This is a genomic window from Clavibacter sp. VKM Ac-2872 (genome assembly GCF_015351105.1).
GTDB lineage: Bacteria > Actinomycetota > Actinomycetes > Actinomycetales > Microbacteriaceae > Clavibacter.
In genome coordinates this window covers 1658838-1682165 of the sequence record NZ_JADKRR010000001.1, presented here as the reverse complement: position 1 = coordinate 1682165, position 23328 = coordinate 1658838, and the positions used below count along the sequence as shown (strand labels likewise).

The 23328-nt window shown below is 73.5% G+C and carries 24 protein-coding genes; 8 read left to right on the top strand and 16 right to left on the bottom strand.

Annotation, left to right across the window (positions count from 1 at the left end; genetic code table 11):
• Positions 1-7 precede the first annotated feature (7 nt).
• From era to hrcA, 8 genes are read right to left on the bottom strand one after another with little or no spacing between them, the layout of a single operon-like run.
• Positions 8-1063 carry a GTPase Era gene (gene era, locus ITJ40_RS07980; RefSeq protein ID WP_194666525.1) on the bottom strand — a complete coding sequence of 352 codons (1056 nt, stop codon included), beginning with the start codon at positions 1061-1063 and terminating at the stop codon, positions 8-10.
• Positions 1056-2378 (bottom strand): hemolysin family protein, encoded by a 1323-nt coding sequence (locus tag ITJ40_RS07975; protein ID WP_194666524.1) that lies wholly within the window; start codon positions 2376-2378, stop codon positions 1056-1058. The genes era and ITJ40_RS07975 overlap by 8 nt, the downstream gene beginning before the upstream one ends.
• Before the next feature lie 8 nt (positions 2379-2386).
• Entirely contained in the window at positions 2387-2848 is a 462-nt protein-coding gene (gene ybeY, locus ITJ40_RS07970; protein WP_012299081.1) for an rRNA maturation RNase YbeY, read from the bottom strand.
• Entirely contained in the window at positions 2845-3894 is a 1050-nt protein-coding gene (locus tag ITJ40_RS07965; protein ID WP_194666523.1) for a PhoH family protein, read from the bottom strand. Before ITJ40_RS07965 ends, ybeY begins: the two co-directional genes overlap by 4 nt.
• Complete coding sequence (locus ITJ40_RS07960; protein ID WP_194666522.1) at positions 3881-4237, bottom strand: histidine triad nucleotide-binding protein; 357 nt, start codon at positions 4235-4237, stop codon at positions 3881-3883. Before ITJ40_RS07960 ends, ITJ40_RS07965 begins: the two co-directional genes overlap by 14 nt.
• 28 nt (positions 4238-4265) lie before the next feature.
• Positions 4266-5018 carry a 16S rRNA (uracil(1498)-N(3))-methyltransferase gene (locus ITJ40_RS07955; protein ID WP_194666521.1) on the bottom strand — a complete coding sequence of 251 codons (753 nt, stop codon included), beginning with the start codon at positions 5016-5018 and terminating at the stop codon, positions 4266-4268.
• A gap of 2 nt (positions 5019-5020) precedes the next feature.
• The gene (gene dnaJ / locus ITJ40_RS07950; RefSeq protein ID WP_194666520.1) at positions 5021-6133 is read right to left on the bottom strand and encodes a molecular chaperone DnaJ; all 1113 of its coding nucleotides are present in this window, start codon (positions 6131-6133) and stop codon (positions 5021-5023) included.
• 60 nt (positions 6134-6193) lie between these two features.
• Positions 6194-7216: a heat-inducible transcriptional repressor HrcA gene (gene hrcA, locus ITJ40_RS07945; protein WP_194666519.1), complete on the bottom strand. Its 1023-nt coding sequence runs from the start codon at positions 7214-7216 to the stop codon at positions 6194-6196.
• Positions 7217-7403: 187 nt separating this feature from the next.
• Between hrcA and ITJ40_RS07940 the strand changes: the two genes are divergently transcribed.
• Complete coding sequence (locus ITJ40_RS07940; RefSeq protein ID WP_194666518.1) at positions 7404-7799, top strand: DUF4870 domain-containing protein; 396 nt, start codon at positions 7404-7406, stop codon at positions 7797-7799.
• A gap of 10 nt (positions 7800-7809) precedes the next feature.
• Entirely contained in the window at positions 7810-8223 is a 414-nt protein-coding gene (locus ITJ40_RS07935) for a VOC family protein (protein WP_194666517.1), read from the top strand.
• A 33-nt stretch (positions 8224-8256) separates the two neighbouring features.
• On the opposite strand, the gene hemW is transcribed toward ITJ40_RS07935, so the two are convergent.
• Positions 8257-9480: a radical SAM family heme chaperone HemW gene (gene hemW / locus ITJ40_RS07930; RefSeq protein WP_194666516.1), complete on the bottom strand. Its 1224-nt coding sequence runs from the start codon at positions 9478-9480 to the stop codon at positions 8257-8259.
• A gap of 77 nt (positions 9481-9557) precedes the next feature.
• Here hemW and ITJ40_RS07925 point away from each other — a divergent pair, with 77 nt between their 5' ends.
• On the top strand, positions 9558-10259 hold the full coding sequence (locus ITJ40_RS07925) for an HAD family hydrolase (protein ID WP_194666515.1): 702 nt from the start codon (positions 9558-9560) through the stop codon (positions 10257-10259).
• A 21-nt stretch (positions 10260-10280) separates the two neighbouring features.
• Here ITJ40_RS07925 and ITJ40_RS07920 read toward each other — a convergent pair whose 3' ends face one another.
• Positions 10281-10934 carry a DUF1990 family protein gene (locus ITJ40_RS07920; RefSeq protein WP_194666514.1) on the bottom strand — a complete coding sequence of 218 codons (654 nt, stop codon included), beginning with the start codon at positions 10932-10934 and terminating at the stop codon, positions 10281-10283.
• A gap of 325 nt (positions 10935-11259) precedes the next feature.
• On the opposite strand from ITJ40_RS07920, the gene ITJ40_RS07915 reads away from it, so the two are divergent.
• The 3 genes from ITJ40_RS07915 to ITJ40_RS07905 all read left to right on the top strand — a co-directional run bounded on the left by ITJ40_RS07915 (position 11260) and on the right by ITJ40_RS07905 (position 14182).
• Positions 11260-12036 carry a hypothetical protein gene (locus tag ITJ40_RS07915; RefSeq protein ID WP_194666513.1) on the top strand — a complete coding sequence of 259 codons (777 nt, stop codon included), beginning with the start codon at positions 11260-11262 and terminating at the stop codon, positions 12034-12036.
• A gap of 367 nt (positions 12037-12403) precedes the next feature.
• On the top strand, positions 12404-13183 hold the full coding sequence (locus ITJ40_RS07910; protein WP_194666512.1) for a hypothetical protein: 780 nt from the start codon (positions 12404-12406) through the stop codon (positions 13181-13183).
• A gap of 222 nt (positions 13184-13405) precedes the next feature.
• The gene (locus ITJ40_RS07905) at positions 13406-14182 is read left to right on the top strand and encodes a hypothetical protein (protein WP_194666511.1); all 777 of its coding nucleotides are present in this window, start codon (positions 13406-13408) and stop codon (positions 14180-14182) included.
• A 9-nt stretch (positions 14183-14191) separates the two neighbouring features.
• On the opposite strand, the gene lepA is transcribed toward ITJ40_RS07905, so the two are convergent.
• The 3 genes from lepA to ITJ40_RS07890 all read right to left on the bottom strand — a co-directional run bounded on the left by lepA (position 14192) and on the right by ITJ40_RS07890 (position 18385).
• Complete coding sequence (gene lepA / locus ITJ40_RS07900) at positions 14192-16039, bottom strand: translation elongation factor 4 (RefSeq protein WP_194666510.1); 1848 nt, start codon at positions 16037-16039, stop codon at positions 14192-14194.
• Positions 16040-16151: 112 nt separating this feature from the next.
• Positions 16152-17129, bottom strand: a complete 978-nt coding sequence (locus ITJ40_RS07895; protein WP_194666509.1) for an epimerase — start codon at positions 17127-17129, stop codon at positions 16152-16154.
• Positions 17126-18385 carry an amidohydrolase gene (locus ITJ40_RS07890; protein WP_194666508.1) on the bottom strand — a complete coding sequence of 420 codons (1260 nt, stop codon included), beginning with the start codon at positions 18383-18385 and terminating at the stop codon, positions 17126-17128. Before ITJ40_RS07890 ends, ITJ40_RS07895 begins: the two co-directional genes overlap by 4 nt.
• A 92-nt stretch (positions 18386-18477) precedes the next feature.
• On the opposite strand from ITJ40_RS07890, the gene ITJ40_RS07885 reads away from it, so the two are divergent.
• Entirely contained in the window at positions 18478-18996 is a 519-nt protein-coding gene (locus ITJ40_RS07885) for an NUDIX domain-containing protein (protein ID WP_194666507.1), read from the top strand.
• A gap of 135 nt (positions 18997-19131) precedes the next feature.
• Entirely contained in the window at positions 19132-19395 is a 264-nt protein-coding gene (gene rpsT, locus ITJ40_RS07880; protein ID WP_012038238.1) for a 30S ribosomal protein S20, read from the top strand.
• Between the two features lie 105 nt (positions 19396-19500).
• Here the strand turns inward: rpsT and holA are convergent, their stop codons facing one another.
• The 3 genes from holA to ITJ40_RS07865 form a co-directional block, all read right to left on the bottom strand.
• A complete protein-coding gene (gene holA, locus ITJ40_RS07875; protein WP_194666506.1) occupies positions 19501-20529 on the bottom strand; it encodes a DNA polymerase III subunit delta in 1029 nt (342 codons plus the stop codon).
• A gap of 85 nt (positions 20530-20614) precedes the next feature.
• Positions 20615-22381, bottom strand: coding sequence for a ComEC/Rec2 family competence protein (locus ITJ40_RS07870; protein ID WP_194666505.1), 1767 nt, complete (start codon positions 22379-22381; stop codon positions 20615-20617).
• Complete coding sequence (locus ITJ40_RS07865) at positions 22378-23298, bottom strand: helix-hairpin-helix domain-containing protein (protein ID WP_228511867.1); 921 nt, start codon at positions 23296-23298, stop codon at positions 22378-22380. Before ITJ40_RS07865 ends, ITJ40_RS07870 begins: the two co-directional genes overlap by 4 nt.
• Positions 23299-23328: the final 30 nt, after the last annotated feature.

Here is a 23328-nt window from a genome sequence, read left to right as displayed (position 1 = left end):
CCGCGGATCAGAAGCCGAGTCGGCCGAGCAGCTTCGGGTCGCGCTGCCAGTCCTTGGCGATCTTCACGCGGAGCGACAGGAACACGCGCGTCCCGACGAGCGGCTCGATCTGCGCGCGCGCCACCTGCCCCACGTGCTTCAGCCGCGAGCCCTGCGCGCCGATGACGATGCCCTTCTGGCTGTCGCGCTCGACGAAGAGGTTCGCGTAGATCTCGAGCAGCTCCTTGTCCTCGCGCTGGATCATGTCGTCGATCGTCACGGCGAGCGAGTGCGGCAGCTCGTCCTGGACGCCCTCGAGCGCGGCCTCGCGGATGAGCTCCGAGATGCGTGCCTCGAGCCCCTCCTCGGTGACGGCGTCGGACGGGTAGAGCTGCTCCGACACGGGCAGCGCCTTCAGAAGCTCGCCCACGAGCGCGTCGAGCTGGATCGCCTCGACGGCCGAGACCGGCACGATCGCGTCCCAGTCGCGCAGCTCCTGCACGGCGAGGAGCTGCTCGGCGACCGCGTGCCGGGAGGCGGAGTCGGTCTTGGTGACGATGGCGATCTTGCGGGCGCGCGGGTACTCGTCGAGCTGCTCGTTGATGAAGCGGTCGCCCGGGCCGATGCGCTCGTCCGCGGGGATGCACAGCCCGATGACGTCCACGTCGCCGAGCGTCGTCTGCACCAGCGCGTTCAGCCGCTCGCCGAGCAGCGTCCGCGGCCGGTGGATCCCGGGGGTGTCGACGAGGATGAGCTGCCCGTCCGGCCGGTGCACGATCCCGCGGATGGCCTTGCGCGTCGTCTGCGGCTTGGAGCTCGTGATGGCGACCTTCTCGCCCACCAGGGCGTTCGTGAGCGTGGACTTCCCCACGTTCGGGCGGCCGACGAAGGAGACGAAGCCCGCGCGGTAGGCGGGCGCTCCCCCGCGCGGCTTGCGCTTCGCGCGCGACGGCTCCGCGTCGCGGTCGATGCCCCAGGCCTCGTCCGACAGCGGTGCGGGCGCGGCGGCATCCTCCGCAGGCGCCTCGCGCACCGCCTCGGCGGCCGCGTCGTCGGGCATCCCGTCGTCCTGGGGATCAGTCATGGTCGTGTCCTCTGCTGGCGGCGGCGCCCGCGGGGGCCGCCTCGTGGTCGTCGTCGGCATCGTCCGCGCGGTCGCGCTCGACGAGGATCGTGCTGATGCGCGTGCGGCGCCCCTCGACCCGGTCGGCCGTGAGGACGAGGCCGCCGACGCGCACCACGGATCCGCGCTCGGGCAGACGGCCCAGGGTCTTGGCGAGGAGTCCGCCGGCGCTGTCCACGTCGTCGTCGTCGAGCTCGAGCCCGAACAGGTCGCCCAGCTCGTCGATCGGCAGCCGGGCGCTCACACGGTACACGCCGTCCCCCAGGTCCTCGAACTCGGGGACGTCGCGGTCGTACTCGTCGCTGATGTCGCCCACGAGCTCCTCGATGAGGTCCTCGAGCGTCACGAGCCCGGCGATGCCGCCGTACTCGTCCACGACCATCGCGAGGTGGTTCGACTCGAGCTGCATCTGCCGGAGCAGCGCGTCGGCCTTCTGCGACTCGGGGACGAACACGGCGGGGCGCGCGAGCTGGTCCACGGTGGTGCGCTCCGCCTCCTCGGGCCGCTCGTAGACCATGCGCGCGAGGTCGCGCAGGTACAGCACGCCCTCGATCTCGTCGGAGTCGCGACCCGTGACGGGAGCGCGGGAGATGCCGCGGGAGAGGAAGAGCCCGAGCGCGGATCCCACGAGCACGCTCTGCTCCACCACCACCATGTCGGTGCGCGGGATCATCACCTCGCGGACCACGGTGTCGTTGAACTCGAAGATGGAGTGGATGAGCTCGCGGTCGTCCTCCTCGAGCACCTCGAGCTCGGTGGCCTCGTCGACCATGCTCAGCAGCTGCTCCTCGCTGGTGAACGTCGCGACGGTCTTGGGGCGGCCGGGCGTCACGCGGTTGCCGAGGGCGACGAGGGCGTCGGCGACGGGGCCGATGGCCACGCGGATCACGCGCACGAGCAGCGCCGTCCACGACAGCAGCGGGCGCGCGTGCACCCGGCCGACCGAGCGCGGGCTCGCGCCCACGAGCACGAACGAGACGGCCGTCATGATCGCTGCGGCGACCAGCAGCGTGATCCACCACTCGTCGATCGTCGACGCCAGCGCGAGCGTCACGAGGACCGCGGCGCCGGTCTCGGCGATGATGCGCACGAAGCCGAGCGCGTTGATGTACGCCCCCGTGTCGACCGAGATCGCGAGCATCGAGCGGCGGGCGCGCGAGGTGATCGCGAGCTCCTGGATGTCCGCGCGGGACAGCGAGGAGATGGCGGACTCGGCGGCGGCGAAGAGGCCGCCGAGGACGACCAGGAGGAACGCGGGGAGGAGGAGGGTGAGCATCGAGGCGGTCAGCGCCCGCGCTCGCTCATGGCGAAGCCGATCAGGATGTCGCGCTGGAGCCCGAACATCTCGCGCTCCTCGTCGGGCTCGGCGTGGTCGAAGCCGAGCAGGTGCAGGATGCCGTGCGCCGTCAGCAGCAGGATCTCCTCCATCGTGGAGTGCCCGGCCGTCACCGCCTGCTCGGCCGCGACCTGCGGGCACACGACGATGTCGCCGAGGAGGCCGGCGGGCGTCGGGCGGTCCTCGGTGCCGGGGCGCAGCTCGTCCATGGGGAAGCTGAGGACGTCGGTGGGGCCCGGCTCGTCCATCCACTGCACGTGCAGCTGCTCCATGGCGCCCTCGTCCACCATCACGATGGCGAGCTCCGCGTCGGGGTGCACGTGCAGGGTGTCGAGCGCGTACGTGGCGAGCCGCTGGATGAGCGGTTCATCGACCTCCACGGCCGACTCGTTGTTGATCTCGATGCTCATCGGGTGCTCCCAGGGGCGGTGCGGCGCTCGGCGCGGAGGTGGTCGGCGGCCTGGCGCTCCGCGTCGTAGCGCGTGTACGCGTCCACGATGCGGCCGACCAGGGTGTGCCGCACGACGTCGTCGCTCGTGAGGCGGGAGAAGTGGATGTCGTCCATGCCGTCCAGCACGCGCGTGACCAGCTGCAGCCCGCTGGACCCGGTGGGCAGGTCGACCTGCGTAATGTCGCCCGTGACGACCATCTTCGAGCCGAAGCCGAGGCGCGTGAGGAACATCTTCATCTGCTCGGGCGTGGTGTTCTGCGCCTCGTCGAGCACGACGAACGCGTTGTTGAGCGTGCGACCGCGCATGTAGGCGAGCGGCGCGACCTCGATGGTGTTCGAGGCCATGAGCCTCGGGACGAGCTCGGGATCCATCATCTCGTTGAGCGCGTCGAACAGCGGGCGCAGGTACGGGTCGATCTTGTCGGTGAGGGAGCCGGGCAGGTAGCCGAGCCGCTCCCCCGCCTCGACGGCCGGACGCGTGAGGATGATCCGCTCGACCTCCTTGCGCTGCAGCGCCTGCACGGCCTTCGCCATGGCGAGGTAGGTCTTGCCGGTGCCGGCGGGGCCGATGCCGAACACGATGGTGTTCTCGTCGATGGCCTGCACGTACTGCTTCTGGCCCTGCGTCTTGGGCCGGACCGTGCGGCCGCGCGACTGCACGATCGCCTCGCTCAGCACGTCGGACAGGGTCCGCGCGTCGTCCTCGCCGAGCCGGCGCGCGCTCGTCTCGATCTCCTGGGGTTCCACGTGCTGTCCGTCCTCCACCATCGCCACGACCTCGTCGATGAGCCGACGGGCCGCGGCCACGTCCGCCCGGGTGCCGACGAGCGTGATCTCGTTGCCGCGGACCCGGACGTCGACGTCCGGGTGCTCGCGCTCGATCTGCCGGAGCAGCCGGTCCTGCGGCCCGAGGAGGCGCACCATGAGCACGCCGTCCATCGTCGCCGTCTGCTCGACGCGGTCCGCCTCAGGCGACGCGCCGCCCCGCGGGTCAGAGCCCGACATGGTCCCCCTGGGCGAAGCCGGCGAGCACGTGCGCGTGCACGTGGAAGACGGTCTGGCCGGCGTCGGCCCCCGTGTTGAACAGGAGGCGGAACTGGCCGCCCGCGCGCTCCGCGGCGATGCGCGACGCGACCTCGACGACCTCCGCGAGGAGCGCGGGATCGCCCGCGGCGAGCTCGACGACGTCGCGGTACGCGGCCGTCTTGGGCACCACGAGCACGTGCACGGGCGCCTTGGGCGCGATGTCCTCGAAGGCGATGACGCGGTCGGTCTCCGCGACGATCTCGGCCGGGATCTCCCGCGCGACGATGCGCTCGAAGACGGTGGGCTCTGCGCTGCTGGTCATGCGCCCAGCCTACGCGGGACCCGCGACGTCACCAGCGCCCGAGCGCGGCGTTGACGAGCGCCAGCGCGGCGGGCCCGGCGGTGGACGTGCGGAGGATCCCGGACCCGAGCGCCACGGGGATCGCGCCCGCCGAGCGGAGCGCCTCCACCTCGGCCGGGCCGATGCCGCCCTCCGGTCCCACGACGAGGAGCACATCCGACGTCGCGTCGCGTCCGCACGCGGTGAGGTCGAGCCGGGAGAGCCGCGCGTCGGCGGTCGGATCGAGCACGAGCACGCGCGCGGTCTGCGCCCGGCGCACGAGGTCCTTCGTGGACGCGAGCTCCTCCACCGCGGGCACGCGGGGCCGGATGGACTGCTTCACGGCCTCGCGGACGATCGCGCGCCAGCGCTCCCGGCCCTTGGCGACCTTGGCGCCCTCCCACCGGGAGACGGAGCGCTGCGCCTGCCACGGGATCACGGCGTCGACACCCAGCTCGGTGGCCGCCTGCACGGCGAGCTCGTCGCGGTCCCCCTTCGCCAGCGCCTGCACGAGGACGACGCGCGGCGACGGCTCCGGGTGCTCCTCGACGGACTCCACGCGCAGCTCGAGCCGCTGCGGATCCGCCGTCGTGACGACGCACGACGCGATGACGCCGCGGCCGTCCCCGACGAGCAGTCCCTCGCCCGCGCGGATCCGCCCGACCGTCACGGCGTGCCGCGACTCCTGCGGTCCGAGCGCGACGGCCCGGCCGACGGCGAGGTCGGTCGCGTCGAGGTCGTCGGCGAGGTGGAAGTGCGCCACGGTCAGACGTTGAGGAAGCGGTCGCGGAGCTTCTGGAACAGGCCCTGCTGGAAGTGGGCCAGGTGCGGCGCCGGCGCCTTGTGGCGGCGCGCGAACTGCTGGATGAGGTCGCGCTCCTTGTGGTCCAGCTTCTGCGGCGTGACGACCTGGATGCCGATCTTGAGGTCGCCGCGCCCGGAGCCGCGGAGCTTCGTCACGCCGCGCCCGCGGACCGTGATGATCTCCGCGCTCTGGATGCCGGGGCGCAGCTCCAGGTCGACGTCGCCGTCGAGCGCCTCGATGCGCGCGTCGCTGCCGAGGATCGCGTCGACCATGCTCACCTCGACGGTGGCCAGCAGGTCGTCGCCGTTGCGGCTGAAGACGTCGTGGTGCGCGACCTTGATCTCGAGGTAGAGGTCGCCGTTCGGCCCGCCCGCGGGGCCGACCTCGCCGGAGCCGGGCATCTGGAGGCGGAGGCCCGTGTCGACGCCCGCCGGGATGTCGACCGGGACGGTGCGACGCGCGCGGACGCGACCCTGGCCCTGGCAGGTGGGGCACGGGTGCGGGATGACGGTGCCGTAGCCGCGGCAGGTGCCGCAGGGGCTCGACGTCATCACGTTGCCGAGGAGCGAGCGCACCTGGCGCTGGATGCTGCCGGAGCCGCGGCAGATGTCGCACGTGACGGCGCTCGTGCCGGGCTGCGCGCAGGATCCGTGGCAGGTGTCGCACACGACCGCGGTGTCGATCTCGAGGTCGCGGTGCACGCCGAAGATGACCTCGTCGAGCTCGACCTCGACGCGGAGGAGCGCGTCCTGGCCGCGCTCCTGGCGCGAGCGCGGACCGCGTCCGCCGCCGCCCTGCTGGCCGCCGAAGAAGGTCTCGAAGATGTCGCCGAACCCGCCGAAGCCCTGGCCGCCGCCCCCGAAGCCCGCCTGCGGGCCGAGGTCGTACTGCTGGCGCTGCTGGGGATCCGACAGCACGTCGTACGCGTGCGTCACGAGCTTGAACCGCTCGGCGGCGTCCGGAGCGTCGTTGACGTCCGGGTGGAGCTGGCGCGCCTGCTTGCGGTACGCCTTCTTGATCTCCTCGGGCGTCGCCTCGCGGCTCACGCCCAGTACTTCGTAGTGGTCAGCCACGTCGGGCCCTTCGGTGGTGATGGTCGTGGGAACAGGGGGCGGTGCGCCGGCGTGCGGGCGTCACCGCTCCTCGAGCAGGCGCGAGAGGTAGCGCGCGACCGCGCGCACCGACGCCATGTTGGTGGAGTAGTCCATCCGGGTCGGGCCCAGCACGCCGAGGCGCGCGAGGACGCCGCCGGAGGAGCTGTAGCCGCTCGTGAGCACGCTGGTCTCCCCGAGGCCGAACGGGGCGTTCTCCCGGCCGATGCTCACGGAGACGCCGTGCTGGTCGGCCTCCATCTCGCCGAGCAGGCGCAGGAGCACCACCTGCTCCTCGATGGCCTCGAGGACGGGCGAGATGCTGCCGGGGAAGTCCCGCTCCGTGCGGGCGAGGTTCGCGGATCCGGCGAGGAGCAACCGCTCCTGCCTGTTCGCGAGCACCTGCTCGACGAGCGTGCCCGCGAGGACGGATGCCGCCGCCCGCTGCGCCGGCTCGACCTCGTCGGCCAGGGTCTCGAGCCGGGTCGCCGCCTCCGCGAGGCCGAGCCCGCCGACCGCCTGGTTGATGCGCGTGCGCATGATCGCCAGGAACGCGTCGTCCGGGTCGCCCGCGAGCTCGACGACACGCTGCTCCACGCGCCCCGTGTCGGTGATGAGCACCGTGAGCACGCGCGTGGTCGACAGCGCCACCAGCTCGACGTGCTTGACGTGGCTCGTGGCGAGCGACGGGTACTGGACGAGCGCGACCTGGTTGGTGAGCTGCGCGAGGAGCCGGACGGTCCGCGCGAGCACGTCGTCGAGGTCGACGGACTCGCCGAGGAACACGTGGATCGCCTGGCGTTGCGCGGGCGTGAGCGGGCGCACGTCGGCGAGCTGGTCCACGAAGAGGCGGTACCCCTTGTCGGTGGGCACCCGGCCGGACGACGTGTGCGGGGCGGCGATGAGCTCCTCCTCCTCGAGGAGGGCCATGTCGTTGCGGATCGTGGCGGCCGACACCCCGAAGGCATGGCGCTCCACGATGGACTTGGAGCCCACGGGCTCCCGCGAGGACACGTAGTCCTGCACGATCACCCGGAGGACGTCGAGTCCGCGTTCCGAGACCATGGCCGCTCCCTCCTGGCACTCGTCGGTTCTGACTGCCAATCGTACCGCGGGTGCGGGGATGGTCGACATTGCCGGTCGCGCGTCGTCGGCGGTACCGTGGAGGGGCCCGGTGCTACCAGGCCCCACCCACGATCCGTCCGCGTCCGCCGATCCCCGGTCGTCGCCCGGCACCGAGAGGCTCCCCGCGATGTCCGCACCCGATCCCCACCCCTACGGGGCGCCCGCTCCGCTCACCCCGAGCGAGGACCGCCTGTGGGCGTCGCTCACGCACTTCCTCGCGATCCTCATAGTGCCGTCGTTCATCGTGTGGCTCGTGTTCCGGGAGCGCGGCCGGTTCACCGACCAGGAGGGCAAGGAGGCGACCAACTGGACCATCAACGTCGCCGGCGCGCTGGTCATCCTCAACGTGCTGCAGGTGGTCTTCGGGGTCATCCCGTTCCTCGGCGTGATCATCTCCCTGCTGCTCGGCCTCGTGATCTTCGCGGTGGTCGTGGTCAACATCGTGTTCGCCATCATCGGCGGCACCCGCGTGCAGGCCGGACGGCCGTACCGCTACCCGCTCAACATCCGGTGGATCAAGTAGGCGGTCGTCCGTGAGCGCCAGGATCCGGCACGTCGCGATAGACTGCGGCGATCCGCACGCGCTCTCCCTCTTCTGGGCCGGTGTGACCGGCTTCGAGGAGGATCCGGACGAGCCCAACCTCCCCGGCGAGGACGCCGCGTGGCTCGGCGATCCCGTGTCCGGGCTCGGCATCATCCTGCAGCGCGCCCAGACGCCGAAGACCGCGAAGAACCGGGTCCACCTGGACCTCGCCCCCGACGACCGCACGCGCGACGAGGAGGTCGACCGCGTGCTGGCCCTCGGGGCGTCGCTCGTCGCCGACCGGCGCAACGCCGACGGCAGCGGCTGGGTGGTGCTCGCGGACCCCGAGGGCAACGAGTTCTGCGTGGAGCGCAGCGACGCCGAGCGCGAGGCCGGCGACGAGGTGGGCGCGGTCGTCCTCTGAGGTGTCCCCGCGGCGCTCCGGGCGGGCCCCGGCCTAGTCCTCGAGGAGCCGGCGCACGACCGCGTCGGCCAGCAGGCGCCCCTGCAGCGTGAGCACGAGGGTGCCCGACAGCGCGGCGCGCGGATCCACCAGGCCGTCGGCGATGAGCCCGGCGACCTGGCGGCGGCCCTCGGCCGTGAGCGTCGGGATGGCGAGGCCGTCGCGGATGCGGGCCCCGAGCAGCACGCGCTCCACCTCGCGCGTCGCGTCGTCGAGCGACTCGCGTCCCGCGCCCGGTGACGCGCCCGCGAGCACGCGGTCGGCGTAGGCGGCCGGGTGCTTGACGTTCCACCAGCGGACGCCGCCCACGTGGCTGTGCGCGCCCGGGCCGACGCCCCACCAGTCGTGGCCCTGCCAGTAGGCGAGGTTGTGGCGGCTGCGGCGGCCGTCGCGGGCCCAGTTGCTCACCTCGTACCATTCGTAGCCCGCCTCGCCGAGCATGCGGTCGGCGAGCTCGTACATGTCGGCCTGGAGGTCCTCGTCGGGTTCGGGCACCTCGCCGCGGCGGATCTGCCGTGCGAGCTTGGTCCCCGGCTCCACGATGAGCGCGTACGCGGAGAGGTGGTCCGGCTCCTGCGCGATCGCCTGCTCGAGGGAGGCGCGCCAGTCGTCGATGGTCTCCCCCGGCGTCCCGTAGATGAGGTCGAGGCTCACCTCGAGGCCGGCCGCCCGGGCACCGCGGACGACGGGCGCGATGCGGGCCGGGTCGTGCGTGCGCTCCAGGGTCGCGAGCACGCGCGGGACGGCGGACTGCATGCCGAAGGACACGCGCGTGAAGCCGCCCGCGGCGAGGGCCGCGAGGTAGGCGTCGTCGACGCTGTCGGGATTGGCCTCCGTCGTGACCTCGGCGCCCTCGGCGACGCCCCACGTGTCGCGCACGGCGTCGAGCATCCGGACGAGGTCATCGACCGGGAGGAGCGTCGGCGTGCCGCCGCCGAGGAAGACGGTGGACGCGGGACGCGGGGGCACGCCGGAGTCCCGCAGCGCGGATCCGGCGAAGCGCACCTCCTGCACGGCCTGCGACGCGTAGTCGGACTGCTTCACGCCGCGCAGCTCCGGCGCCGTGTAGGTGTTGAAGTCGCAGTAGCCGCAGCGGACGCGGCAGAACGGGACGTGCAGGTAGACGCCGAATGCGCGGTCGTCCGCGCCGACCGACGCCGAGGCGGGGAGCAGGCCGTCGGCGGGGGCGGGATCGGCGAGGGGCAGGGCGGACGGCATCCGTCCATCATCCCCCGGCCGGCGGGCGCGTCGGTGCGCGCGCCCGGGGTGGCCCTCCGCTCCGGCAGGATGGGGGCATGACCGACGCGCGAACGTCCCGGCCCCTGCACGTCCTCTGGGACGTCGACGGCACGCTCCTCCTCAACGGCCCGCGCGCCGGCAGCATGTACCACCGGGCGATCGAGCTCGCCGCGGGCGAGGCGCTCGAGGACCGCACCGTGCACGCGCACGGGAAGACGGATGGCCAGATCATCTGGGAGACCCTCGACCTCTACGGTCTGCCGGAGTCGCTGCACGCGGCCGTGCGGGAGCAGCTCGAGGGCATGTCGCGCGTCGAGCACTACGGCGCGGGTCGGCGGGAGGTGCCGGTCGGCGTTCCGCGCCTCGTCGCCGACGTGGCCGCACGCGGCTGGGTCAACGCGCTGCTGACGGGCAACTCGCCGCTGCGGGCCCGCTACAAGCTCGACGGCGCGGGGCTCGACGTCGACCTGTTCGACTGGGAGGCGTCGTTCTTCGGGCACGAGGCGCGGATCCGCAGCGACCTCACGCGCCGCGCGGCGGAGGCGCTGGCCGGGGCAACGGTCGTGATCATCGGCGACACCCCGGCGGACGGCGTCGCCGCCGACGCCGCGGGCTTCCCGTTCGTCGCCGTCGCGACGGGCGCCTACGACGTCGCGCAGCTCCGGTCGCCGGATGCGCACGCCGCCGTGGTGGTGTCGGACCTCCAGGCCGGCCACGACGAGGTCATGGCCTACCTGGACGGGCTCGCCGCGCGCTGACGCCGCTCGGCGAGCAGCGGATCAGGCGGACGCGACCGCCGGGTGCAGCGACCGCAGGTACCGGCGCATGAACACGCCCTGCACGATGCGGAGCACGGGGCTCGCGAGCCGCATCGGCCACGATGCGGGCCGGGAGAACACGCGCAGGGTGAGCCAGACGCTGCCGTCCGGCTCCCGGGAGACGAGGAACGCCTCCTCGCCGCTCAGCGGGTGCCCGTGCACCGTGCCGTACGCGAAGCCGACGCGGTCGGTCTCCTGCACCGTGTACACGACGCGGACGGGCGCCTCGGGGCGGAACGGGCCGAACGGCATGCGGAGCACGGCGGACGTGCCGGACGTGATCCACGCGGTGCCGTCGTCGCCGTACAGCGCCTCGCGCGGGCGGTCGGCGGGGACCTGCGGCACCCCGTCCCCGTCGAACTCCAGCCCCTGGTAGCCGGGCTCGTCGGGGACCTCCTGCTCGATGCGGGTGACGTCGATGCCGCTGCCCCGCTGCACGCCCCAGGTCATGAGGAGGGCGACGGCCTGCTCGAAGCGCTCGTCGCCGCTGCCGAGCCGGGCGCTCGCCTCCGCGGGACGGTAGCCCTCGGGCGGATAGGTCATGAGGTCGACGGCCTGGGTGCCGCCGACGGAGCCGTACGTGACGGCGGTCGCGGTGTAGGTGCTGCGGCGCATGCCGATCAGACTACGGCGTGTCGCTGGACGTCCCGGCGCGCGCCGGGCGGGGCACACCGGGTCGGCCGCCGCCGCCCCCGCTCGGGGGCGGCAGCGGGGGTCATGCGGCGCCCGAGGAGCCCGACGTCATCCGCCCGGATTACCCGCCCCACCAGGTCCTCAGCCCTGCGCTGTACGGGGTCCCGGACCGTCATCGGATCGAGACCTGGGAGCCCATCGCCGTTCCCCGCGGAGCCATAGCCTTCACTCGACGCCGGGCTCCCCGAGCGCCGCCCCACCCCACCCCATTCCCGACGCTCGTCGTCGCTCCCCGGAAGGCCCTCCCGTGCTCCGCTCCCTCACCGCCCTCGCCATCGCCGGCACCCTCGCCGTCGGCGGGCTCGCGGTCGCGACCCCCGCATCCGCCGCATCGGCCAGCGGCACGTTCTACTCGGTGCCCTATGACTCCACCCTCTTCAAGGTGACGACCGTCGACGGCCGCCCGGAGGCCGGCCCCGCCACCTTCCAGGACTGGTCGGCTGCCGGCCGCCCCGCCCCGCGCGCTGCCGCCACCGTCTACGTGCGCTTCACATGGGAGTCCACGGTCCAGGCCGACAGCACGGCGGGCGGCGCGCGGTTCTCGACGTCCCTGTCCGCCGATGACTGGCGCCGCGCCGGCTCGCCCACCCCGCGGACCGACCGCCTCCCGGCCGCGGCGAGCATCCTGCAGTACGACGCGTCGGACGAGCTCTTCGTCGTGGAGGGGTTCTCCTCCTTCTCCGACGTCATCGCGTACCACCAGCTGACCTTCGCCGAGTGGACGCACCTCGGCTCCCCTGCCGTGGACCGGATGTCGCCGCGCCCCTTCTCGAAGCTCTCGTGGTACGCCACGCTCGTCGGCCCGATCTCGGACGACGGCACGACCGGCCCCGTGTCCTTCGAGATCTGGGACAGCTACGCCCGCCCCACGCCCGAGGTGGTCTCGTCCTACCCCGGTGACAAGTACTGCCGGGCCGCCGGCGCGCAGGAGATCCGCTACATCGGGAAGGCCGCCCCGGACGGCGTGGCGATGACGTTCGACCAGTGGCTCGCCGCCAGCAAGCCGCAGCCCGGCATCTGCTGAGCCCCGCTCCGATCAGACGACGCGCCCCCCGCCTCCCCGGCGGGGGGCGCGTCGTGCGTCCGGGCTCCGGCAGCCGATCGGGACATAGCACGGGTCGGATCCCCTGTCATCACCCCGCGTGGTGACGGCCTCTCATCCCCTCGCGCCACCCCGTCCAGGGGTCATTTCCTACGTGATGAAACCGTGATCAGAAAGGGATTCCGGCGACGTGGGGAACCGCTAGCTTGAGCGTGCGACGGCAAGCCGGAACGGGTCGGAGCGGATCGGGTCACCCGATGCGCACGTGCCACATGGACGCCGCAGCTCCTGTTCCCCTCCACCCCATCCACCCTCTCCGACGCTCGTCGTCGACCACCGGAAGGCCACCATGAACCGCTCACTGCCCGCCCTCGCCCTCGTCGGGGCGCTCGCCCTCGGCGGCTCGCTGCTCGCCGCGGCGCCCGCCCAGGCCGCCGCCGGGGGGACCTACTACTCGGTCCCCTTCAGCGACTCCCTCATCCTGGAGTCCTCCATCTCCGCCGACGAGCCCGGCGTCGGGTACGCGTCCTACGCGGAGTGGAAGGCCGACGGCTTCCCGCGTCCCGTGCCCGCCGACGTGGAGTACCGCGTGCTCCCCTGGGACAGCACCGTCTTCGCCGACGTGATCGGCACGCACTCCGGCCTCACCGCGACGCTGTCCGGTGCCGAGTGGCGCCGCGCGGGATCGCCGACCCCCACGCGCAACGTGCTCCCGATCTCCTCCCTCGTCGTCCAGTACGACACGTCCGACGAGCTGCTCGTCCGCACCGGCACGCTCTGGGGCTCGGACGCCGCCGAGTGGCACACGATGACCTTCTCCGAGTGGCGGACCCTCGGCTACCCCGCCGTCGACTACCGCCCCGGGACCGGCTTCTCACGGCTGGCCTGGCTCGACACGATCGTCGGCCCGGACCCCGTCACGGGCGAGGACGCTCCCATCTCCTACGACACGTGGCTCGACGCCGGGCGCCCGACGCCGAAGGTCCTGCAGGCCTTCCCGTTCGACAAGTACTGCTCCGCCCCCGGCAGCACCGAGATCCGCTACATCGGCATGGCCGCTCCCGAGGGGCTCGCGCTGACGTTCCGCCAGTGGGTCGCCGCCGGCTCGCGGACGCCGACCGCCTGCTGACGCTCCCTCCCCGCACGCGACGCGCCCCCTGCCTCTGAGGCAGGGGGCGCGTCGTGCGTGCGGCCAGGATGAGACGGATCCGTGACCGCGCGGGGTCGCCCGCTCGCCGCCCAGGACCTACGGTGGAGATCCGACCGCAGCCCTCGCGACTCGACGGGCGGACACCGATCTCCTCGGGAGGTCGTCGGGAGCGGCGACGATGCCGCCGCCGGGAAGGTCGTCATGCACCGCTCGATCACCGCCCTCGTCATCGGCGCCGCGCTCGCCCTAGGCGGAGCCGTCGCGCTCCCCGCGCCGGCCGAGGCACTTCCCGGGAGGCCGTACTACTCGTTGCCGTTCACCGACGCGCTCGTCTACACCCCGCGGTATCCGGACCGCGGCTACGCCTTCGCCACGACCGAGCAGTACCAGGCCGACGGGTCGCCCGTCCCGATCCCGGCGACGGTCGCGTATCGGCTCCTCCCGTGGGATTCCACGGTGTACGCCGACGTGCACGTGGGCATCTCGGACTTCGGGCTGGCCCTGGACGCCGCCCAGTGGCGACGCGCGGGATCACCCGAGCCGTCCCGGGGCGTCCTGCCCGAGGCGTCGGAGATCTGGCAGCACCCCGGCTCCGACGAGCTCCTCGTCCGGACGAGCTCCGGATGGGACCAGCACTCCGCGGTCTGGCACACGATGAGCTTCCCCGAGTGGCGGACGCTCGGGTTCCCGCCCGTCGACCGGCGCGGCGAGTACGTCTACGAGCGGCTCAGCTGGCTGGAGACCGTCATGGCGCGACCGGATCGCGGGGTCGACAGGCACCGCGTCTCCTTCGACGAGTGGTCGGAGGCGGGCCGACCGACCCCCGGCGTCGTCGCGGCGTTCCCGGGCGACCGGTACTGCTCGGTGCCGGGGAGCGGGGAGATCCGTTACGTCGGCATCGCGGAGCCCAACGGCCTCGCGCTGTCCTTCGAACGGTGGATCGCCGCGGGATCACCCCAGCCGTCCGGCTCCTGCTGACGCGTCGGGCTACTTGGCCTTCTTCTCCGTGTCGCCCGAGAGCGCGGCGATGAACGCCTCCTGGGGGACCTCGACGCGGCCGACCATCTTCATGCGCTTCTTGCCCTCCTTCTGCTTCTCGAGCAGCTTGCGCTTGCGGGTGATGTCGCCGCCGTAGCACTTGGCGAGGACGTCCTTCCGCATGGCGCGGATGGACTCGCGGGCGATGATCCGCGCGCCGATGGCGGCCTGGATCGGCACCTCGAACTGCTGGCGCGGGATGAGCTCGCGGAGGCGGCCCGTCATGAGCACGCCGTACGCGTACGCCTTGTCGCGGTGCACGATGGCGCTGAACGCGTCGACCTGCTCGCCCTGCAGCAGGATGTCGACCTTCACGAGGTCGGAGTCCTGCGAGCCCGCGGGCTCGTAGTCCAGCGACGCGTAGCCGGCGGTCTTGCTCTTGAGGTTGTCGAAGAAGTCGAACACGATCTCGCCCAGCGGCATCGTGTATCGGATCTCCACCCGGTCCTCGCCCAGGTACTCCATGCCGAGCAGGACCCCGCGCCGCGACTGGCACAGCTCCATGATCGTGCCGACGTAGTCCTTGGGCGCGAGGATCGCGGCCTTCACCACCGGCTCGGAGACGCTGACGATCTTGCCGCCCGGGAACTCGCTCGGGTTGGTGACCGTGACCGTCTTCTTGTCCTCGCTGGTGACCTCGTAGATCACGCTCGGGGCCGTGGTGATGAGGTCGAGGCCGAACTCGCGCGAGAGGCGCTCGGTGATGATCTCGAGGTGCAGGAGGCCGAGGAAGCCGCAGCGGAAGCCGAAGCCGAGCGCGACCGAGGTCTCGGGCTCGTAGACGAGCGCGGCGTCGGAGAGCTTGAGCTTGTCGAGGGCGTCACGGAGGTCGGGGTAGTCGGATCCGTCGATCGGGTAGAGCCCGGAGAAGACCATCGGCAGCGGCTCGGTGTAGCCCGGCAGCGCCTCGGTCGCCGGGCGCGCGGCGGTCGTGACGGTGTCGCCGACCTTGGACTGCCGCACGTCCTTCACGCCGGTGATGAGGTAGCCCACCTCGCCGACGCCCAGTCCGTCGGAGGGCGTGGGCTCGGGCGAGCTGACGCCGATCTCGAGGATCTCGTGGGTGGCGCGCGTCGACATCATCGAGATCTTCTCGCGCGGGCTGAGCTTGCCGTCGATCATGCGGACGTAGGTGACCACGCCGCGGTAGGCGTCGTAGACCGAATCGAAGATCATGGCCCGCGCGGCGGCGTCGGGGTCGCCGACGGGGGCGGGGATGGTGCGCGAGACGCGGTCGAGGAGGTCCTCGACGCCGGCGCCGGTCTTGCCGGAGACGCGGAGGACGTCGGACGGGTCGCCGCCGATGAGGGAGGCGAGCTCGGCCGCGTACTTGTCGGGGTCGGCCGCAGGGAGGTCGATCTTGTTGAGCACCGGGATGATGGTGAGGTCGTTCTCGAGCGCGAGGTAGAGGTTCGCGAGCGTCTGCGCCTCGATGCCCTGCGCGGCGTCGACGAGGAGGATCGCGCCCTCGCACGCGGCGAGCGACCGGCTCACCTCGTAGGAGAAGTCGACGTGGCCCGGGGTGTCGATCATGTTGAGCGCGTACGTCTGGCCGTCCAGCTCCCACGGCATGCGGACCGCCTGGCTCTTGATCGTGATGCCGCGCTCGCGCTCGATGTCCATGCGGTCGAGGTACTGGGCGCGCATGGAGCGCGAGTCGACGACGCCCGTCATCTGCAGCATGCGGTCGGCCAGCGTGGACTTGCCGTGGTCGATGTGGGCGATGATGCAGAAGTTGCGGATGGACGCGGGGTCGGTCGCGGCGGGCCGGAGGGCCTTCGTTGCTAGGGGGCTCACGCGTTCCTTACGGGTCTTGTCGGTGGAGCGGAACCACGATCATCCCATGGCAGGCCCGCCGAGCCGTCGTCGCGGCGAGCGACCCGCCCCGCGGTCGCGCGCCGCGGCGCGGTCAGCGGCGCACGATGTCGGCGACGGCCGCGTCGAGCTCGGGCCACCGGAACCGGTACCCCGCGGCCTCGAGCGTCTCCGGCACGACCCAGCGGCTCTTGAGGACGAGCTCGGGCTCCGTGCGGAACAGCCACATGCCGACCTCGAGCATCCACCGGTTCGCCGCGAGCCCGACGGGCATGCCGACCGCGCGGCGGAGGACCTTCATCAGCCGGCGGTTCGTGACGGGCGCGGGGCTCGACGCGTTGACCGGACCCTCGAGCGACGGGGTGTCGCGCACGAATCGGATGATGCCGACCAGGTCGTCGATGTGCAGCCAGCTGAAGACCTGGCGGCCGTGGGTGGGCTGGTACGCGTGGTGGGCGCCCGCGCGGATACGCGACGGACGGCCCGGGAAGCGGCCGTCGAGCTGGGGGCCGCCGAGGCCGAAGCGCGCGAGGCCGAGGAGCGGGTGGAGGGCGCCGTCGCGACCGAGCACGATCGCGATCCGGAGCGCCACGCGCCGGGTGGACGGCAGCGGGGGCGCGAAGAACGCCCGCTCCCAGGCGCGGCCGACCGAGGGCGAGAAGTCGTCGCCGAGCTCCCCCGTCGACTCGGTCTGCGGCCGGTCGGTCGCGTGGCGGTACACCGTGGCGGTGGAGGCGTTGATCCACACGGGCACGGGTCGGGCGCTGTCGGCGACGGCGCGGGCGAGCTCGGCGGTCGTCTCCACGCGCGACCGCAGGATCTCCCGTCTGTTCGCGACGCCGTAGCGGCAGTTCACGCTCTTGCCCGCCAGGTTCACGAGGAGGTCGGCGCCGTCGACGATGCGGCGGATCCCGTCCTCGTCGCCCCAGCGCGCGTCCGCCCCCGAGCGGCCCACGGTGAGCACGCGGTAGCCCTCGTCGGCGAGCTCCCGCACGAGCACCTGTCCGATGAAGCCCGATGCTCCCGCGACGACCGCGGTGCGCGCGGGGGCCGACCCCGGTGCGTCGCTCATGCGCCGAAGCGCGTGCGGCGCTCGACCGTCGTGCCCTGGCCGTCGGCCCAGGTGTAGACCGTGCTGCCGCCGATGATGACGTGCTCGGCGCGGGACCGGACGTCGAGCGGGTCGCCCGACCAGATCACGACGTCGGCGTCGAGGCCCGGCGTGAGCGCGCCGACGCGGTGGTCGAGGCGGAGGATCGCGGCCGGGTTCGCCGTGATGGCGCGGAGGGCGACGTCGGCCGGCAGGCCGTCCTTCACCGCGAAGGACGCCTGGTGCACGAGGAAGTCGATCGGCACGACGGGCGCGTCGGTCGTGATGGCCACGAGGACGCCCGCGCGGTGCAGCGCCGCGAGGTTCGCGACGGCGCGGTCGCGGAGCTCGACCTTGGAGCGCGAGGTGATCATCGGGCCGAAGATCACGGGGATGCCGCGCTCGGCGAGCACGTCCGCGATCTTGTCGCCCTCGGTGCCGTGGTTGACGACGAGGCGGTAGCCGAACTCGTCGGCGAGGCGGATCGCGGTGGCGATGTCGTCGTGGCGGTGCGTGTGCTGATCCCAGGCGAGCTCGCCGTCGAGCACCCGCACGAGCGTCTCCTTGCCGAGGTCGCGGGAGAACGGCGTGCCCTCCTTCGCGGCGTGGTCGCGGGCGGCGCGGTAGTCCTCGGCGTCGCGGAAGGCGCGGCGGATCACCATGGCCACGCCCAGGCGCGTCGACGGCGTGCGGTCCTTGGCGCCGTAGACGCGCTTCGGGTTCTCGCCGAGCGCGCTCTTGACGCTCACCGCGTCGCTGACCACCTGCTCGTCGATCGTGCGGCCGCCCCACGACTTGATGGCGACGGACTGGCCGCCAATCGGGTTGCCCGAGCCGGGCTTGACGACGATGGTCGTGACGCCGCCCTTGAGCGCGTCGCGGAAGCCCTCGTCGTCGATGTCGATGGCGTCGATCGCGCGCACCGAGCTCATGTCCGGGTCGGTCATCTCGTTCGTGTCGTCGCCCGCGGGGCCGTTGGCCTCCTCGTGGATGCCCACGTGGCCGTGCGCCTCGACGAAGCCGGGGAGCACCCAGCGGCCGGTCGCGTCGATGACGGTCGCGCCCCCGGGGACCTCGACGTCGCCGGCCTGGCCGACCGCGGCGACGAGGCCGTCGCGGAGGAGGACGGTGCCGCCCGGGATCGGGGCGCCGTCGACGGGGACGACGTGGCCGCCGACGATGGCGGTGACGGAGCTGGCGGATGCGCGGACGGGGGCGGTGCTGTCGGGGAGGGGCATGCTCCGAGCCTAGGACGCGGGCCGGACGCGGCGGGCGATGCGGGGCATCCGGTGCCGGCGGGACGCCGCCGGGGTGTCGGTACGCTCGGGGGATGGGCATCCCCGACTTCATCGTCTCCCTCCGCGAGCGGGTCGGCACCGCTCCCCTGTGGCTCTCGGGCGTGACCGCCGTGATCCTCGACGGACCCCGCGTGCTCCTGGTCCGTCGCGGGGACACCGGAGCGTGGGCGCCCGTCTCGGGGATCCTCGAGCCCGGCGAGGAGCCCGCCGTCGGCGCCTGGCGGGAGGCCGAGGAGGAGACCGGCGTGACCGTGGAGGTGGAGCGGCTGGTCGGCGTCGGCACGACCGGCGAGATCACCTACCCCAACGGCGACCGCGCGAGCTACCTCGACCTCACCTTCCGCTGCCGCTACCTCTCGGGCGAGGCGCGCGTCAACGACGACGAGTCGCTCGAGGTCGCGTGGTGGCCGGTGGACGCGCTGCCGGACATGCCCGCGGACTTCCTCGGGCGGATCCGCGCCGCGGTCGACGACGAGCCCGAGACCCGGTTCGTGCGGCCGGGCGACGACGCCCCGCGCCCGTCCCGCGACGCGCGCGGCTCCGCGGCCTGATTTCCGGCCCGCGACCTGGTATCGTCGCCTGTTGGCTTGCGTGTGATCCTCCCCGATCACGCGGTATCGCCGCAGGCGCCCTCTCTCGCTGAGCGGCAACTCATACGACGACAACTCGAACGGAAGACATAACACGTGGCAAACATCAAGTCGCAGATCAAGCGCATCGGCACCAACAAGAAGGCCCAGGAGCGCAACAAGGCCGTCAAGAGCGAGCTGAAGACGGCCATCCGCTCCGTCAAGACGGCCATCACCGCGGGCGACAAGGACGCGGCCGTCAAGGCCGTCAGCCTCGCGGGCAAGAAGCTCGACAAGGCGGCCAGCAAGGGCGTCATCCACAAGAACCAGGCCGCGAACCGCAAGGGCGCGATCGCCAAGCAGGTCGCCAAGATCGGCTGACCTCCCCTGGTGTGAACGACGGGCCCCGCGCATCGCGCGGGGCCCGTCGTCATGTCCGGGCGCGGATCGCGGGGGCCGGCGCTCGGCTGTCAGCGGTCGGCGGCCTCAGTCGCGGCCGCGGGAGGCGACGGTGCGCACCATGCGCTCCAGCGAGTAGACGGGATCGCGCCCGCCGCCCTTGACCCGCGCGTCCGCCTCGGCGAGGGCCTCGATGGCCCGGCCGAGGCCCTGGTCGTCCCACAGCTGCAGGTCGCGCCGGGCGCGGTCGACCTGCCAGGGCGCCATGCCCAGCTTCGAGGCCAGCTGACCCGATGCGCCGGAGACGCCGGAGACCTTCGCCATGGTGCGGATCTTCATGGCGAACGCCGCGATGAGCGGCACCGGGTCCGCACCCGAGGTGAGCGCGTGCCGGAGCAGCACGAGCGCCTCGCCGCTGCGGCCGGCGATCGCCGAGTCCGCGACGGCGAAGGCGTTGATCTCGACGCGCCCGCCGTAGTACTGGTCGACCGTGACCTCGGTGATGTCGTGGGCGGTGTCGGAGATCAGCTGCTGGCACGCGGAGGCGAGCTCGCTCACGTCGTCCTGGAACGCGGCCACCAGCTGTCGCACCGCGCCCGGGGTGATGGAGCGCTTGGCGGCCCGGAACTCTGCGACGGCGAAGTCGTGCTTCTCGCTGTCCTTCTTGAGCTCCGCGCACACGATCTCGATGCCGCCACCGGTGCCCGCGCGCACGGCGTCGAGGAGCTTCTTGCCGCGCACTCCCCCGGCGTGCCGGAGCACGACGTACGTGTCGTCCGCCGGCGAGTCGAGGTACGCGACGGCATCCACCAGGAACTGGTCGGAGCACTTCTCCACGTTGACCACGCGGATGAGCCGCGGTTCCGCGAACAGGGACGGGCTCGCCAGCGTGATGAGCTCGCCCGGCGCGTAGGAGTCGGCCTCGATGTCGGACACCTCGATGCGGGGATCCTCCGCCGTGAGGATGTCGCGGAGGCGTCGCATCGCCCGGTCGGCGAGGAGGGCCTCGGTGCCGGACACGAGGACGATGGGGGCCGGCCGCACCGCGTCCCAGGAGAGCTGCGGGATGGCCGCGGAGGGCTTCGCCGCCGGGCTGCGGGACGTCCTGGTCGCCATGCGGGTCCTTCCGGGTGGGTGCGGGGTGCGGCGTGAGCGGGGCGGTGTCGTGCGCCGGGCGGGCCGGCGGTCGGGCGCATCCAGGTTAGCCGTCGGGTGCGACGTCGACCGGCCCGGCGACGGGACCCGGAGGATGCCGGGGCGGGTCAGGTCGGCCGAGCGCGACCACCGCGACGACCAGGGCTATCGCGACCGCGAGGGCGATGACGCCCGCCGGCCCCGACGCCCACGGCACGCGGCCCGCGGGGAGGCGGGACATGACGGAGGCGACGGCGGCGATCCACGCGGCGGGCAGCCACGCCAACCGCAGCACCAGCCCGCCCGCCGCCGGCCAGATCGGGAGGACGACGCACGCGACCAGACCGCCGATGGTGGCGGGTGCGGCAGCGGGCTCGGCGAGGACGTTCGCGAGGACCCCGTGCACGGGCAGACCCGGTTGCAGCACGAGGAGGACCGGCTGGCACGCCACCTGCGCGGCGACGGGGATCGCGAGCGCCTCGGCCAGGCGGCGGGGCAGGTGACGCGACAGGCGCTCCGCGAGCGGTGGGGCCAGGACGAGGAGCCCGGCCGTCGCCAGCACGCTCAGGGCGAAGCCGAGGTCGCGCGCCAGCCAGGGATCGCTCGTGAGCAGGACGACCACCGCCAGGGAGAGGCCGGGCAGGCCGCGCGACGGCCGGCCGGACGCGGTGGACACGATGAGCACGGCGGCCATGACGGCGGCGCGCAGCACGCTGGGCTGCGGGGTCACCAGGATCACGAACGCGCCGAGGGCCGCCAGCGCCGCGACCGCGCGCGCGGGTCGTCGGAGCCCGGCGGCGGCCGCCAGCGCGAGCACGAGTCCGACGATGACCGCGCAGTTCGCGCCCGAGACGGCCGTGAGGTGCGTGAGCGAGCTGTCCTTCATGGTCTGCGCGAGCGCGGGTGTCACGGCCGACACGTCCCCGATCGCGAGGCCGGGCAGGAGCTGCGCCCCCGGTCCGCGGAGGTCGGCGGCCGCACCGGCGAGGCCGGAACGGAGGTCGTCCGCGATCCCGAGCGGCCCGACGGGATCGCCCACGGGCTCGGGTGCGCCGCGCGCGAGGAGGAGGTACGCCGCGCGATCACCCGGATCCGCGTCATGGACGGCGGCGCTCAGCCGCACGACGACGCCCACGCCCAGGCGGCCGACGCCGGATCCGCCGCCACGGCCGCCGCCGCCCGTGGCGAACACCGCGACGGGCACCGGGGCCGGCAGTCGGACCGTCTCGTCGACCGTGCGTCCGCCCGCCTCGCGGCCGACGTGGACGGCGGTGAGGTGCGCGACGAGACGCACCCGCGCGGCGCCGCTCCCGGCGCCCTTCCCGGAGTGCGAGGCCATCGGGGCGGGCGGCTCGTCGACGACGGCGTCCGCGACCACCGTTCCGTCCGCGTGCGCGGCGCTCTCCAGGATCTCCGGGTGACGTGACGGCTCCCGGGCGGCGGCCGCGCCGAGGACCATGGCCGTCACCCCGGCGGCGACGGCCAGCGCCGCCGCACCTCGGCGGAACCGGGCGCCCGACTCCGCATCCGCGCGCCGTGACCGCCGTCGGCGGACGCGGGGCCCATCGCTGGCCGTCGCCGTCGCCGTCGTGGAGGCAGGCACCCGCGAGCGCACGGCCCACCGGACGGCGATCCCGGCGGACACCAGCGCCAGCGCCGCCGCGGCGACGGCCGACGGCGCCGACGCACCGCGGACGCCGATCGCGGCCGCCGCGCTCGCCCAGCCGGCGGCGGCGGGGACCGCCAGCCGGAGGTCGATGTCCGCCGTGATCGCGCGCGACCACCCGCGCGACGGTCGGCCCGAGCCGCCGGCGCCCAGCGACCTCCGCGTCACACCCGCACCAGCGGGGTGAGCGACGCGAGCGTGCGATCGCCGATGCCCGGGACGCGTCCCAGGTCGGCGACGCGCGTGAAGCGCCCGTGCGCGGACCGCCAGGCGATGATGCGCGCGGCCAGGGAGGGGCCGACGCGCGGCAGTGTCTCCAGCTGCTCCGCCGTCGCGGTGTTGAGGTCGACCGGCGCGGACGGGCTCGCGCTCCCGCCGACGGCGCCGGACGCGCCGGACGGGGCCGCCGGCGTCTCCCCCTGGCGCGGGACGACGAGCTGCTCGCCGTCGGACAGGACGCGCGCCAGGTTCACGCCCGCCGTGTCCGCCCCGTCGGCGAAGCCGTGCGCCGCGGCGAGCGCGTCGACGACGCGGCTGCCCGGCGCCAGGGGGAACAGCCCCGGGGAGACGACCGCGCCGACCACGTGGACGTAGATCGGCGTCCGGTCGCCGGCCGCGGATGCGCCGGTCGCGCCGTCCGCGTCGCCCGCGTCGGAGGGATCCGCCGCCCCGGGGGACCCGGCCGCCTGACCGTCCTCGGGAGCAGCGTCCACGGTGTCGGAGCCCGTGCTCGCGTGCGACGACGGGCTCGGGCGCCCGGCCTCGGGTGCCGACGAGGCGGACCCGTCGGCCGACTGGACGGCGGTGACGAGGACCGTCACCACGAGCGCCGCGCCGACCAGCAGGGCCGCCGCCCCGATGCCGACGCGGAGCCGGACGCGCACCCTCTGGCCGGGCAGCGGATGCGCGTCAGCGGGCGCTTCGGCCGCGGGCGCGGGGTCGACGGCCCGCTCGGCGTCCACGGGCGCACGTCGGGGCGGCCCGGCGTCCCAGGGCCATGCCGCGTCGGGCTCCCCGTCGTGGCCCGCCCATCGCGGCTGCTCGCCCGCATCGGGTCCGGGACGGGGACGGCGGAGGGGGCGCATGCGGGCACGGTAGGCGGTGCGCGCCAGCGC

Excerpts from the sequence above, each read along its gene's own strand:
- ITJ40_RS07965 (WP_194666523.1), bottom strand. The coding sequence starts at position 3,894 with ATGTCGGGCTCTGACCCGCGGGGCGGCGCGTCGCCTGAGGCGGACCGC.
- ITJ40_RS07940 (WP_194666518.1), top strand. The coding sequence starts at position 7,404 with ATGTCCGCACCCGATCCCCACCCCTACGGGGCGCCCGCTCCGCTCACC.
- ITJ40_RS07925 (WP_194666515.1), top strand. The coding sequence starts at position 9,558 with ATGACCGACGCGCGAACGTCCCGGCCCCTGCACGTCCTCTGGGACGTC.
- ITJ40_RS07865 (WP_228511867.1), bottom strand. The coding sequence starts at position 23,298 with ATGCGCCCCCTCCGCCGTCCCCGTCCCGGACCCGATGCGGGCGAGCAG.
- ITJ40_RS07885 (WP_194666507.1), top strand. The coding sequence starts at position 18,478 with ATGGGCATCCCCGACTTCATCGTCTCCCTCCGCGAGCGGGTCGGCACC.
- ITJ40_RS07920 (WP_194666514.1), bottom strand. The coding sequence starts at position 10,934 with ATGCGCCGCAGCACCTACACCGCGACCGCCGTCACGTACGGCTCCGTC.
- ITJ40_RS07910 (WP_194666512.1), top strand. The coding sequence starts at position 12,404 with ATGAACCGCTCACTGCCCGCCCTCGCCCTCGTCGGGGCGCTCGCCCTC.
- era (WP_194666525.1), bottom strand. The coding sequence starts at position 1,063 with ATGACTGATCCCCAGGACGACGGGATGCCCGACGACGCGGCCGCCGAG.
- holA (WP_194666506.1), bottom strand. The coding sequence starts at position 20,529 with ATGGCGACCAGGACGTCCCGCAGCCCGGCGGCGAAGCCCTCCGCGGCC.
- ybeY (WP_012299081.1), bottom strand. The coding sequence starts at position 2,848 with ATGAGCATCGAGATCAACAACGAGTCGGCCGTGGAGGTCGATGAACCG.
- ITJ40_RS07905 (WP_194666511.1), top strand. The coding sequence starts at position 13,406 with ATGCACCGCTCGATCACCGCCCTCGTCATCGGCGCCGCGCTCGCCCTA.
- ITJ40_RS07975 (WP_194666524.1), bottom strand. The coding sequence starts at position 2,378 with ATGCTCACCCTCCTCCTCCCCGCGTTCCTCCTGGTCGTCCTCGGCGGC.
- hemW (WP_194666516.1), bottom strand. The coding sequence starts at position 9,480 with ATGCCGTCCGCCCTGCCCCTCGCCGATCCCGCCCCCGCCGACGGCCTG.
- hrcA (WP_194666519.1), bottom strand. The coding sequence starts at position 7,216 with ATGGTCTCGGAACGCGGACTCGACGTCCTCCGGGTGATCGTGCAGGAC.
- ITJ40_RS07895 (WP_194666509.1), bottom strand. The coding sequence starts at position 17,129 with ATGAGCGACGCACCGGGGTCGGCCCCCGCGCGCACCGCGGTCGTCGCG.
- ITJ40_RS07960 (WP_194666522.1), bottom strand. The coding sequence starts at position 4,237 with ATGACCAGCAGCGCAGAGCCCACCGTCTTCGAGCGCATCGTCGCGCGG.
- ITJ40_RS07890 (WP_194666508.1), bottom strand. The coding sequence starts at position 18,385 with ATGCCCCTCCCCGACAGCACCGCCCCCGTCCGCGCATCCGCCAGCTCC.